General features: G+C 58.8%; 11 protein-coding genes. 6 read left to right on the forward strand and 5 right to left on the reverse strand.

Annotated elements, in window-relative coordinates; translation table 11 throughout:
• A partial coding sequence (locus QZ571_RS12050; RefSeq protein ID WP_295535043.1) for a tyrosine-type recombinase/integrase occupies window positions 1–465 on the forward strand: 465 nt, incomplete at its 5' end.
• Window positions 466–497: 32 nt separating this feature from the next.
• Window positions 498–1,808, forward strand: coding sequence for an HlyC/CorC family transporter (locus tag QZ571_RS12055; protein WP_295535047.1), 1,311 nt, complete (start codon window positions 498–500; stop codon window positions 1,806–1,808).
• Window positions 1,809–1,814: 6 nt separating this feature from the next.
• Here the strand turns inward: QZ571_RS12055 and arsJ are convergent, their stop codons facing one another.
• Genes arsJ through QZ571_RS12070 form a run of 3 tightly spaced genes read right to left on the reverse strand, consistent with a single transcriptional unit; the run spans window position 1,815 to window position 4,908 of the window.
• The gene (gene arsJ, locus QZ571_RS12060; RefSeq protein ID WP_295535049.1) at window positions 1,815–3,074 is read right to left on the reverse strand and encodes an organoarsenical effux MFS transporter ArsJ; all 1,260 of its coding nucleotides are present in this window, start codon (window positions 3,072–3,074) and stop codon (window positions 1,815–1,817) included.
• The gene (locus tag QZ571_RS12065) at window positions 3,071–4,069 is read right to left on the reverse strand and encodes an ArsJ-associated glyceraldehyde-3-phosphate dehydrogenase (protein WP_295535052.1); all 999 of its coding nucleotides are present in this window, start codon (window positions 4,067–4,069) and stop codon (window positions 3,071–3,073) included. The genes arsJ and QZ571_RS12065 overlap by 4 nt, the downstream gene beginning before the upstream one ends.
• A complete protein-coding gene (locus QZ571_RS12070; protein WP_295535055.1) occupies window positions 4,066–4,908 on the reverse strand; it encodes a helix-turn-helix domain-containing protein in 843 nt (280 codons plus the stop codon). The genes QZ571_RS12065 and QZ571_RS12070 overlap by 4 nt, the downstream gene beginning before the upstream one ends.
• Before the next feature lie 264 nt (window positions 4,909–5,172).
• Here QZ571_RS12070 and QZ571_RS12075 point away from each other — a divergent pair, with 264 nt between their 5' ends.
• The 3 genes from QZ571_RS12075 to QZ571_RS12085 all read left to right on the forward strand — a co-directional run bounded on the left by QZ571_RS12075 (window position 5,173) and on the right by QZ571_RS12085 (window position 9,407).
• Window positions 5,173–6,897, forward strand: a complete 1,725-nt coding sequence (locus QZ571_RS12075) for a type I secretion system permease/ATPase (RefSeq protein ID WP_295535058.1) — start codon at window positions 5,173–5,175, stop codon at window positions 6,895–6,897.
• Window positions 6,894–8,189, forward strand: a complete 1,296-nt coding sequence (locus QZ571_RS12080; RefSeq protein WP_295535061.1) for an HlyD family type I secretion periplasmic adaptor subunit — start codon at window positions 6,894–6,896, stop codon at window positions 8,187–8,189. The genes QZ571_RS12075 and QZ571_RS12080 overlap by 4 nt, the downstream gene beginning before the upstream one ends.
• A gap of 189 nt (window positions 8,190–8,378) precedes the next feature.
• The gene (locus tag QZ571_RS12085) at window positions 8,379–9,407 is read left to right on the forward strand and encodes a polysaccharide biosynthesis/export family protein (protein WP_295535063.1); all 1,029 of its coding nucleotides are present in this window, start codon (window positions 8,379–8,381) and stop codon (window positions 9,405–9,407) included.
• Between the two features lie 85 nt (window positions 9,408–9,492).
• On the opposite strand, the gene QZ571_RS12090 is transcribed toward QZ571_RS12085, so the two are convergent.
• On the reverse strand, window positions 9,493–10,479 hold the full coding sequence (locus tag QZ571_RS12090; RefSeq protein WP_295535065.1) for an adenosine kinase: 987 nt from the start codon (window positions 10,477–10,479) through the stop codon (window positions 9,493–9,495).
• Window positions 10,476–11,120 (reverse strand): endonuclease III, encoded by a 645-nt coding sequence (gene nth, locus QZ571_RS12095; RefSeq protein ID WP_295535066.1) that lies wholly within the window; start codon window positions 11,118–11,120, stop codon window positions 10,476–10,478. Before nth ends, QZ571_RS12090 begins: the two co-directional genes overlap by 4 nt.
• 169 nt (window positions 11,121–11,289) lie before the next feature.
• Between nth and QZ571_RS12100 the strand changes: the two genes are divergently transcribed.
• Window positions 11,290–12,234: a Hint domain-containing protein gene (locus QZ571_RS12100; RefSeq protein WP_295535069.1), complete on the forward strand. Its 945-nt coding sequence runs from the start codon at window positions 11,290–11,292 to the stop codon at window positions 12,232–12,234.
• The last annotated feature ends 68 nt before the right edge of the window (window positions 12,235–12,302 follow it).

Consider the following 12,302-nt stretch of genomic DNA (forward strand, 5'->3'; position numbering starts at 1 on the left):
GGGAGGGGAGGGAGGGCACCCGGCGGCTGGGTAGACTCGGGCGAGGCGGGCACGGGCCGGAGGGGCCGGCTGGCGGCCCCGGCCGGGGGGCGGTGGGCCGATGGGCTGCGGGCGCGGGACACCGCCGAGGAAGAGGCACGGGTCGAACGCCGCATCCCGCCGTCGCGGGTCGTGTGCCCCTCAAGGGGCAAAGGGGGCCATCTGACGGGGAAAGGCTTGCACCGCCTGCTCAAGGATATTGCCGTCAGCGCGGGCATCAGCCCTGCCAAGGTCACGCCCCATGTGCTGCGCCACGCTTTCGCGACCCACCTGCTGCAAGGGGGCGCCGACCTGCGCGCGATCCAGATGCTGCTGGGTCATGCCGATCTGTCCACCACCGAGATTTACACCCATGTTCTCGACGAGCGCCTCAAAGAACTTGTGCTAGAACATCACCCCCTTGCCAAACGTGATCGCAGCGCTTGAATAGAGCCCCGGTGCACCCCATAACCTGAGCCATGGAAAATTCACTCGACCTTTATTTCTGGATCACCGCCGGTGCCATCGCGCTGCTACTGGCACTGTCTGCGTTTTTTTCGGGGTCTGAGACCGCGTTGACAGCGGCCAGTCGCGCCAAGCTGAAATCACAAGCCGACCGGGGCGAAAAAGGCGCGCAAGTTGCGCTTGAGGTGACCGAAGATAGCGAACGGCTGATCGGCGCGATCCTGCTGGGCAATAACGTGGTCAATATCCTGTCGGCCTCGTTGGCGACCGCGCTGCTGACAAAGGTGTTCGGGCAATCCGGCATCGTGCTGGCCACAGTGGTGATGACCCTGCTCGTTTTGATATTTTCCGAGGTTTTGCCAAAGACCTACGCAATCACCCTGCCCGAGAAAGTGGCCGCGAAAGTGGCCGCGCCGATCCGGCTTTTCACCAAACTGCTGTTCCCTGTCGTGGCGGTGGTGCGCATGATCGTGCGCGGCATTCTGTATGCCTTCGGGATGCGCACCGACAAGAACCAGCATATGTTCTCGGTGCATGAAGAAATCGCGGGCGCCTTGGCGATCGGGCAATCCGAGGGCAAAGTCGACAAAGAGGACCGCGACCGGCTGCTAGGCGCGCTTGATCTGGGCAATCGCACGGTCGAGGAAATCATGCTGCACCGCTCGGGCATTGAGATGCTCGACATCAACCAAGACCCCGATGCGATCCTAACGGCCGTGCTGTCCTCGCCCCACACCCGCCTGCCGCTGTATCGCGAAGAGCGCGAAAACGTGGTCGGCGTGATCCATTCCAAGGACTTGCTGCGCGCGGTGGAAAAAGTCGTGCGCGGGGGGGATGGAACGCTGGAAAGCGTTGCCGATCTGGACCTGTCGAAGGTGATGATGAAGCCCTATTTCATCCCCGAAACCACGCCGCTGGATGAGCAGATGCAAGAGTTTCTCAAACGGCGCACCCATTTCGCGCTGGTCGTGGATGAATATGGCGATCTGCGCGGCTTGCTCACGCTTGAGGATATTCTTGAGGAAATCGTGGGTGAAATCACCGACGAATTCGACCCCAAGGCCGATCGTCGCCTCAAACCCACCGATAGTGGCGACTATATCGTCGAGGGGGCAATGACGATCCGCGACTTGAACCGCGAAACCGACTGGAGTCTGCCCGATGACGAAGCCAACACCGTCGCTGGCTTGGTGATTCACGAGGCACAAACGATCCCGACCGAGGGGCAAGTCTTTGCCTTTCACGGCTTTCGCTTTGAGGTCGCCGCGCGCAAGGATAACCGCCTGACACAGCTGAAAATTCGCCCGCTTTCCAACGGCAGCTAACGGCACTCAGGCGGGCGACGCGTCAAGTCTTCCGGCAAAGATCGCGCTGAGTGCGACCATCACGGCGGCGCATCCCAGCACCAGTGGCAGCCCGCCAATCTGATAAGTGAGGCCCGAAAGCAGCGTGCCAATCAGGCGCCCGGCTGCATTGGCCATATAGTAAAACCCGACATCCATCGTGACCCGCTCGGCGCGCGAAAAGGCGAGGATCAGGTAGGAATGCAGCGATGAATTGATCGCGAAGATCACGCCAAACACCATCAGCCCCGCAATCAGCGTCAGCGTGAACCATGGCGCGGGTTGAGGGGCCAGCGCTGCCGCCACCGTCAGCACAGCGGGCACAAAGAACAGCGCCACCGCCCAATGGCGCGCAGCCCCGATCAGATCGGCCTCGGGACGCGCGGCGGCGCGCAAGATCCGGGGCGCCGCCGCCTGAACCGCACCGTAAAGGATGATCCAGACCGCCATGAACGTGCCGACAAGGAAAAACGCCGCGCGATCTCCCGCTGGCGTGCCATCCGAAAGCACGGCGTAAAAATAGATCGGGATGCCCACAACGAACCAGACATCGCGCGCGCCAAACAGAAACACTCGCGCCGCCGAGAGCCAGTTGACGTTGGCCGACTTCGAGAACACTTCTGAAAATTTCGCGCCTTTGCGACCCGTCGGCAGCCCCGCAGGCATCAAGGATATGATCGCAATCAACACAAGTGCCAGCGCGCCCGCCATGCTTAGCACAGCACCGTCAAACCCCAGCCACGCCAGCAAACCCGCCCCCAGCAAGAACCCCACGCCTTTGACCGCGTTCTTTGACCCCGTGAGCACCGCAACCCAGCGAAACAACCCGCCATTTTCGCGCGGCGCCAGCAGCTTGACCGCAGATTTCGAGGACATTTTCGCAAGATCCTTGGCCACACCGCTCAGGCCTTGAACCGCCATCACATAGGCGACGGACAGCCCGATAGCCCAACTCGGATCAAGCTGCGCCAACGCAAGCAGCGCAACCACCTGCAACGCCAACCCGGCATACAGCGTCACGCTGAGCCCAAAGCGGGCCGCGATCCAACCCGCTGACAGGTTGGTGACCATGCCCGCCACTTCATAAAGGACGAACAAATAAGCCAACTGCACCGGCGAAAACCCCAGCGTATGAAAGTGCAGCAACACCAACATGCGTAGCGCGCCATCACTTAACATAAAGGCCCAATAGGCGGCCGTCACGGCAATATACGCCGCCAAACCCGCGCGCTGAGGGGCCTGTGTCACAGCGAGCCCCCGACCATCATCGCCACATCGACAAGCCGATGCGCATAGCCCATCTCATTATCATACCACGCAAATATCTTTACCTGCGTACCATCCACGACCATCGTTGAGGGTGCATCGATGATCGCCGAGCGAGTGTCATTGGTGTAATCAGCCGAGACCAGCGGGCGGGTCTCATAGCCCAAGATGCCCTGCAGCGGACCTTCGGATGCCGCCTTGAGCAGCGCGTTGACCTCATCGACGGTGGTCTCGCGCTCGACCTCGAAGACGCAATCGGTCAGCGAGGCGTTCAACAGAGGCACCCGCACCGCATGCCCGTTCAAACGGCCCGTCAGTTCAGGGTAGATCAGCGTGATCGCGCTGGCCGAGCCCGTCGTCGTCGGGATCAGCGAATTGAGCGCCGAACGCGCGCGGCGCAAATCCTTGGCGGGGCGGTCCACAATCGTTTGCGTGTTGGTTACGTCATGGATCGTCGTGATGACACCATGCCTGATCCCAAGGTTTTCCTGCATCACCTTGACCACCGGGGCAAGGCAATTGGTCGTACAACTGGCCGCCGTGACAATCCGGTGACGCGCCGCATCGTAGGTCGCATGGTTCACACCGAAAACGATATTCGCCGCCCCGCCATCCTTGACCGGAGCTGAAACCACGACCTTCTTCACACCCGCCTCGAAATAGGGCGCTAAGGCGGCCTCGGATTTGAATACACCGGTGCAATCGATCACCACATCGACACCCGCAAGCGGCAAATCCTCGATCCGCTTGGTGCCGATGAATGGCAGCCGCGTGCCGTCGATCGTGACGCTATCCGCATCATGAGAAAACGCCCCCTCCCAACGGCCATGCACGCTGTCAAATTGCGCCAGATGCGCGTGCATTTCCGGGTCGCCAACTGCGTCATTGATCCACGCGATCTTGGCACCGCGCGCCAACAGCGGTTTCAACGCTAGTTTGCCAATCCGCCCGAGCCCGTTCAAAGCATAAGTGGTCATTGTTTAGGTTCCTGTGTTTGGCGTGCGATGTCGTCGATCGCAGATTGCAAGGCGATCCGCTCTAGCGAGGCGATTGGCAGCGCGGTAAACGCCTCGATCCGGCGTTTGAGCCCCCCGTAAGCCTGTTGAAACGCAATCGCCTTTTCTGCCTGCGTGCCTTGCACCTTGACCGGGTCGGGGACGCCCCAATGCCCGCTGATCGGCTGGCCTTTCCAGGCCGGGCATTCTTCATTCGCGGCGTTGTCACAAACGGTAAAGACGAAGTCGAAATTGGGCGCGTCGCCCTGCGAAAACTCGGCGATATTTTTTGCGCGCAAAGGCGCAATATCGTGCCCCTTCATCTTGAGCAGATCAAGCGCGAAGGGGTTGAGTTGCGATGACGCCTGCGTGCCTGCCGAATAGGCGTTGAAACGATCACCCGCCTGTTTTCGCAACAGAGATTCCGCAAAAATCGAACGCGCCGAATTGCCGGTGCAGATGAATAGCACGTTGTATTTGCGCCCCGAATCGAGAGGCGCGCGCACCTCTTCACGTGATGCTGGCGCGCAAATTTCGGGGCGACCACGGCAGCAATCAAAGAGCAGATAGTCGAAAACCTGACGCACGGACTCCATATCGATTTGGTAAAGACGCTGCGTGCCAGCACGCTCTTGACTGACCAAGCCAACCTGCAAAAGGGACGCAAGATAAGCCGAAAGCGTGCTTGCCTTCAGGCCCAGCGCCAGTGCGATTTCCCCTGCTGGCAGGCGGTCGGGATAACGACGCATCAACAAGCGAAACAAAGCCAGACGATGGGGATGTCCGAGGGTCGTGAGCTGATCTGAGATTTGTTTTTCCATATTTCATGAATATAGGAAATATGGACGTTCAGCCAGTGAAATTTGTGTAACATCCCCACGACAGGCCCCTACGCGCCGCAATCATGATTTGGTGCTGTCACCGGGACCGTACAGGCACTTGGAACCCGACGAGTTGGTTCATTTTGTAGGAAAATAATGGCCGAAATCGTGATGGCGGAAGACCTTCATTAAGATTTTTCACGCACTCTTGGCGAACACAAACATGCAGAGTTGCACCGCTTCTTGTCTTGGGACTGATCACAAATGACCAAAGATAAATCGTCACGCGAAATGATGGTTCCCCTTTGGGAATCGGCGTGGGCGCTGGTCGGGGTGGCGGTGTTTAGTGCAACGATCAACGTCTTGATGCTCACGGGCCCGCTGTTCATGCTGCAGGTCTATGATCGCGTGCTTGGCAGCCGGTCGACAAGCACGCTGATCGTGCTGTTTGGCATGGTGGCTTTCGTCTTTACAACGATGGGAATCCTTGATTTTTCGCGTGGTCGGGTGCTGGCGCGGATCGGCGCGAAATTGCACGCGCGCCTTGACGAGCGGGTATGTCGCGCCGTTTTGCGCCAGGCCGAGCATCCGGCCGCGCGCGCTCGACCCAGCTCTGCGCAAAGAGACCTTGCACAAATTCAGGGTATGTTTGCGGCCCCGGCCTTTGGCACGATTTTCGATCTGCCCTGGACCCCCCTATTCTTGGGCGTGTTGTTTCTCTTTCACCCACTGATGGGGTGGTTTGCGGTCGCAGGAACGATCCTGATTCTGCTGTTGGCAGTGGCCAACCAGGTCCTCACAAAACAAAGCCAGCTTGCAGCCCTGCGCGCCCTGGATGAGGCCGAGATGCGCAGCGCCGCGATGCGAAATGAAATTGAAACCGTCCTAAGTCTGGGCATGCGCGCCAGCCTGATGCGTCGCAGAAACACCGCAAGCGACAAGGCCTTGAAAGCGCGCATTCGTGCCTCTGATTTGGGTGGCGGAATCACAGCGACGACCAAGTCTTTACGTATCTTGTTGCAATCGGCAATGTTGGCCTTGGGGGCGTGGCTGGTCTTGCAAAACGCCTTGTCGGCAGGCGCAATGATCGCCGGGTCGGTTCTGCTTGGACGCGCGTTAGGCCCGGTTGAGCAAACGGTCGCGCAATGGCCACAGATTCAACGCGCGTGGAGCGCGCGCAAGTCCTTGTCGTCGCTGCTCGCAGCTCTGCCCGACCCCGACAAGCCGATGGATTTACCTGCACCCAAAGCCCGTTTGGTGGTGAAAAACCTTGCCATTGCGCCCCCAGGAGGGCGCGCCCCGACATTGCAAGGCCTTCAGTTTGCGGCAAAGGCTGGAGATACTATCGCTGTGATTGGTCCCTCTGCATCGGGGAAATCAACCCTTGCCCGTGCCCTTGTTGGCTTGTGGCCCCCCGCGCAGGGCGAAATCCGACTGGATGGCGCAAAGCTTGACCAATACGACCCGGATCTGCTGGGACGATTGTTGGGGTATCTCCCCCAAGACATCGTGCTTTTTGATGGAACGGTCGCAGAGAATATCGCACGCTTCGCGCGGGACACCAATCCCCGAGCCGTCGTAGCTGCAGCGCAAGCCGCAGCGGCCCACGACCTGATTCTAAGCCTGCCCCATGGCTATAACACCCTTGTCACGGATGGCGGCAAGGAACTCTCGGGCGGGCAACGCCAACGCATTGGGCTGGCGCGCGCATTTTACGGAAATCCGATCATGTTGGTATTGGACGAACCCAACTCTGCGCTCGACGATGAAGGTATTCGCGCCCTCAACCAAGCCATCGCAACAGCGCGCCGTGGAGGGAAGATCACCTTCGTCATGTCCCATCGCCGCTCTGCATTGGCGCATTGCAATCTGGTTCTGATGATCGACGCTGGCCATGTGCGTGCCTTTGGGCCGCGTGATGAGGTGCTTGTTCAAATGATGAACGCCGCGCCCGATGCCATGCAGCCAAGAAAGAGGGCGCAAGCATGACGCGCGACTGGTCGCCGGCCAAATTTCTCATACTTGGAATACTGACCTGGGCGATCGGACTTGGCGGCTCGCTTTGGTGGGCGATCGTCACCGATATTAACGGCGCGGTAGTCACAACAGGGCGTATCGCATTCAAGGCGCATACGCAGATCCTGCAGCATCCTGATGGCGGTCTGGTCGCTGAAATCCACGTGCAGAACGGCGATCACGTTGAGCAAGGCACCCCCTTGATTCGCCTTGATGGCACCGACCTAGAGGCCCAGCGCGCCTTACTGCGCAATGACCTTTACAATACGCTCGCACAGATTGATATGCGGCGTGCGGCAACGAACGACCAATCGACGCTACTCTATCAACCAGAATTGCTGAAAGTCGCGGATAAGACCCCCATGGTTTCACGCCTGCTCAGGGCGGAAAACCACCAAGTGGCTGCACGACGCAAGACTTTCGAACAGACACGCGCACAGTGGCGCGAACGCAAGAAGCAGACCGAAGCCCTGATTGAGGGCTACACTCATCAGCTTGAAGCGCGCAATCGCCAACTCGCACTTATTTCGCAAGAGCTTAGCGATCAGGTTTCACTTTATGAACGTGGGCTGACGCAAGCCTCACATGTTTTGGCCCTGCGCCGTGAGATCGCCAACCTCGAAGGCGGGATTGGTGAAATTGAGGCAGCCATTGCCAAAGCCCATAGTCAGATCGCAGAATATGAGATTGAACGCCTGCATGACGAGGCCGTGCGCCATCAAGAGATTGAAGAAGAAATCCGCGTCTTTGAACAGGACGCAATTCAGTTGCGCGAGAAGCTGCGTCTGATCAGGATCAAGTTGGGTCGTCTGGTGATACGCGCACCAATGACAGGCCGGGTATTATCGCTGAATGTTCACACAATTGGCGGCGTCGTTGCCCCCGGGCGCGATGTGATTTCAATCGTACCGCAAGGGCAGCAGCTTCACTTCGAGGTCAAAATTGATCCGCGTCAGATTGACCGGATACGACCCGGATTAACCGCAGCGATCACGTTTCCAAATTTCAACACCCGAACGACGCCTCACTTTACTGCTACCGTGCGCGCCATCTCTGCGGATACGATTTTCGATGAGCAAACCGGTGCACATTTTTACACTGCAGTGCTGACCCTTTCGCGGGAAAGCAACGCGGCGCTTCAACCGCTAGGTGCGAAACCCGGCATGCCATTCGAGGCGTTCATTGCGACGCGATCACGCAGCCTCGCCTCAATCCTGATCAAACCGTTTACCGACTATTTTTTCCGCGCGATGCGTGATGACTGAAACCGGAACAGGCGGATCGCTGAGAAAAGCTTTTTCTATGTGCCTTGCGGGGAAAAATCGCTAAGAAGTCTACGCGGTCGAAAGACCCCGGGGGAGTCACAGAATTTGCGCCAAAAATTTCTTCAAGCCGTTTTCGCCCTATTTTGCGCCGCCGCGCTTGGCGCGTGCTCCCTGCCACGCGGCATCGGAATGACCAACGAGATCATTGGGCATGATCAAAACGAAAAAGCCGACGCCCCCTTTGAAGTTGTTCGGGTCGAGCGTGACAATGTCAAAGCACTCGGTTCGTGGCCCGCCACGGGATGGTCTGGAAAATATCATTGGCTTGCTGCCAGCCGCGGCTCCAATGCTCCGCTCATCAGCACCGGAGATCGGGTGAACCTACAAATTTGGGACAATAGCGAGAACTCGCTACTCACCGATCAGGCGCAAAAAGTTGCGTCCATCAGACAAGCAAGCGTCGCTCCCGATGGCACGATCTTTGTCCCCTATGCCGGCGATATTTTCATCCGCGGCATGTCCCCCAGCTCGGCCCGCCGCAAAGTTGAAGCGGCCCTGCAGCCCTTCATCGCCTCGGCTCAGGTCCAGCTCACCTATGAGCCTGGTCAGGAAAGCTCTGTCGATCTTGTCTCTGGCGTTTCGAAACCTGGTAGCTATCCGCTGCTTGATCGCAACAGCACGATCTTGTCGATTATCGCGCAGGGCGGGGGCGTTTCACCGGGGCTGCAAAACCCGCTCGTTCGTTTGATGCGCAACGGAAAAACTTATGAAATTCGCGCCGACAAATTGTTCTCGGATGCGTCTTACAACACGGTCGTGCGCGGCGGCGATAAGGTGGTCGTGCAGGAAGATCAGCGCTATTTCACCGCCTTTGGCGCGAGCGGCACGGAAAACCTGATCCATTTCAAACAGGAAAAGATCACCGCACTTGAGGCGATGTCACTGATCGGCGGGCTCGACGATACGCGCGCCAATCCCAAAGGTGTTCTGGTCTTGCGCGAATATGACGCCAAGCAGGTGCGCACCGATGGAAGCGGTCCGTCACAGCGCGACGTTGCCTTTGTCTTTGATGTGACCAGTGGCGAGGGGCTGTTTGCCGCACGGAAATTCCAGATCAACCCGGAAGACACCGTGATCGTGACGGAATCACCGGTGGTGAGTGTGCGCACGGTCTTTGGCCTGCTCAATACGTTGTTGGTGACGGGAAACCGTCTCTAGGGCGGATCGACACCGCACCTTTCAAGACATGAAAACGCGCCCGTCAAAACCATGATGGACGCGTTTCTAAATTTGCAGATGGGCGTCAGATAACGCCATGCTCAGCGAAGAGTTTTTTGACATCAACTTCGGGACGCGCGCCGTAATGCCCGATCACTTCGGCTGCAGCGATACAACCCATTCGCCCCGCCGTTTCAAGGCTTTGACCCGTTGCGTATCCATACAGGAAGCCAGCCGCGAATTGATCGCCCGCCCCCGTGGCATCCACGGGCACGACGCGCTTGACGGGCACTTCGACGCGCTGATCGCCGCGCATCAACACCACATCAGCCCCCGACCGCGTGCACACGACCAGCTCGCATTCGCTCGCGGCCTGTTTGAGCGCTGTTTCCAAGTCTGTTTGGTAAAGCGATTCCCACTCATGTTCGTTGCCGATCACGTAATCCATCTGCTGGGCGACCAACCTGCGGAAATCGGCACGGTGACGCTCAACGCAGAACGGGTCCGACAGGGCAATCCCCGCCTTGCCGCCACCACGATGGCAGCCCTGTGCCGCCTTGAGGAACGCAGCCTTGCCGTGATCCTTGTCGAAAAGGTAGCCCTCAAGGAACAGAATCGCGGTGTTTTCCACCACATCCAGACTGACATCCTCGGTCGAGACCTCGGCAGAAATCCCGAGATAGGTGTTCATCGAACGCTCGCCATCGGGCGTCACAAAGATCATCGAGCGCGAACTGGGCAACTCGCCTTCCTTGACGGGTGCATTCGGGAAATCTGTGCCCTCACCATGCAGCGCAGCCTCATAGAAACGACCCAGCGCATCGTCGCGTACCCGTCCGATAAAGGCGGTCTTGAGCCCAAGATTGCCACAGCCCGCAATGGTATTGGCAACCGAGCCACCGGGGGCTTGTGTGCGCTCTTTCATAGCAGCGAACAGTGTCTCGGCGCGCTCGCGTTCGATCAGCTGCATGATGCCTTTTTCAATGCCCATATGGGCCAGAAAGCTGTCATCGCATTGCGCGATCACATCGACCACGGCGTTACCGATGCCGACAACCTGATAAGATGTCACAGAATTTTCTCCTCGAACTGGCACAGATCCCGGATCGGACAGGCGCCGCATTTGGGTTTGCGTGCCACGCAGATATAGCGACCGTGCAGGATCAACCAGTGATGCGCGTGGCGTTGATATTCGACGGGCACATTGTCTTCGATGGCGCGCTCGACCGCGTCCACATCCTTGCCCGGACAAATACCCGAGCGGTTGCCAACGCGGAAAATATGCGTGTCAACCGCCTGCGCAGGATGACCAAACCACATATTCAGAACGACATTGGCCGTCTTGCGCCCCACACCGGGCAGCGACTGCAGAGCGGCGCGCGAACTGGGCACCTCGCCGTCGTACTGATCCACAAGGATCTGGCTTAGATTGATGACATTCTTGGCCTTTTGGCGAAACAGTCCGATGGTCTTGATGTGCTCCGTCACGCCCTCAAGACCAAGCGCAAGCATCTTTTCCGGCGTATCGGCACGCGCAAACAGTCCCCGTGTGGCCTTGTTCACACCGGCATCCGTCGCCTGCGCCGAAAGCGCCACCGCGACAACGAGCGTGTAGGCATTCACATGCTCAAGTTCCCCCTGCGGATGGGGCTCCGAGGCTTCGAACCGGGCGAAGACCTCTTTCATCGTGGCGTAATCGAATTGCTTGACCATTCCCTCTAATGCCCGCCCGCGCGCACAAGGGCAAGACTGGCGCGAAAACCATGGGGGTTTTGCGCAAATTGAGAACAAATACCGCCAGCAGACCGCGCAGCAGTTAACCCGCTATTTGCCGATTTATCGCAAAGTTGAACGCAAAGGGTTGGATTGGAAAGGGGTTGCAATGGAATACGGGTATCCCATCGGCAGCATTTGTCATGACGCGACGAATAACAGTTGGCAACTTGCGCCAGATTTTGATCCGCTGGGCGACCTTTGGCAAATCGCGCCGCTGGCCGGGGCCAACGCAACGAACGTCATTCTGCGCGACTCCGCCGGTCAGATTGTCAACGAAGGGGCGCTGAGCGCCGATCTACCGCTTTTTCTGGATGGCCCTGACGGCATGATCCGCCTTGATCGGATTGAGATCGACGCAGAGCTGGTTCTGTTTGTCCCCTCCGTGCCACTGGAGCCGGGGCATACTTACAGTGTCTCTAAGCCAGATTGGCAGGCTGGACGTGCTGCCACACCCGAAGAAATCGCGACCTTGCCCGCGCTCGGTGCGGGAACTTTGATCGCAACCGAGAATGGCGAAGTCCCAGTTGATTGGCTGCGGCCGGGCGACAAGGTCTTGACCCGCGACAATGGCTATCAACCGCTTGTGTGGCTCGCCCAGCATGTGGTGCCGCGCCGCGCGCCGGTTCAGTCACGCCCGATTACGCTAGACGCCGGTCAATTTGGCGACGAACAGCCCTCGCAATCCCTTCTCATCAGTCCCGGCTGCCCGGTGCTTTTGGCTGGCGCCGAGCTGGATATCTGGTTCGGGGAAAGCGAAATGTTTGCGCGCGCAACCGATCTGTCGAATCCCGCAACCCCCTCGCTTGGGCGACAGGTAGTATATACCCTGCTATTTGATGCGCCCGAGGTGATTTTGGCAGCTGGGCTTTGGACGGGATCGGTCCATGCCGATGCGGCCTACCTGTCGTTGCTGCCTGCCGCGGTGCGCTCTGCCGTCGCGCCCTATTTGCTCGGCCCGCACCAGCAGCCCGCGCGCGCATGGCTCGCGCAATGGGAGGTAGATATGTTCATCCGGGAGCGGATTGAAAAGCACGAGACATTGGCCGCCTGAATGCGCAGCTTTCGGGTCGCACGATTGCCCGGCTCTGGCTAAGCTGGCGGGCAATCGAAAGGCCCTGC

The sequence above is a fragment of the uncultured Thioclava sp. genome, assembly GCF_913064665.1.
Taxonomy (GTDB): domain Bacteria; phylum Pseudomonadota; class Alphaproteobacteria; order Rhodobacterales; family Rhodobacteraceae; genus Thioclava; species Thioclava arctica.

Coding starts and splice junctions, on each gene's coding strand:
- QZ571_RS12055 (WP_295535047.1), top strand. CDS start 498: ATGGAAAATTCACTCGACCTTTATTTCTGGATCACCGCCGGTGCCATC.
- QZ571_RS12065 (WP_295535052.1), bottom strand. CDS start 4,069: ATGACCACTTATGCTTTGAACGGGCTCGGGCGGATTGGCAAACTAGCG.
- QZ571_RS12070 (WP_295535055.1), bottom strand. CDS start 4,908: ATGGAAAAACAAATCTCAGATCAGCTCACGACCCTCGGACATCCCCAT.
- QZ571_RS12075 (WP_295535058.1), top strand. CDS start 5,173: ATGACCAAAGATAAATCGTCACGCGAAATGATGGTTCCCCTTTGGGAA.
- QZ571_RS12080 (WP_295535061.1), top strand. CDS start 6,894: ATGACGCGCGACTGGTCGCCGGCCAAATTTCTCATACTTGGAATACTG.
- QZ571_RS12085 (WP_295535063.1), top strand. CDS start 8,379: ATGACCAACGAGATCATTGGGCATGATCAAAACGAAAAAGCCGACGCC.
- nth (WP_295535066.1), bottom strand. CDS start 11,120: ATGGTCAAGCAATTCGATTACGCCACGATGAAAGAGGTCTTCGCCCGG.
- QZ571_RS12100 (WP_295535069.1), top strand. CDS start 11,290: ATGGAATACGGGTATCCCATCGGCAGCATTTGTCATGACGCGACGAAT.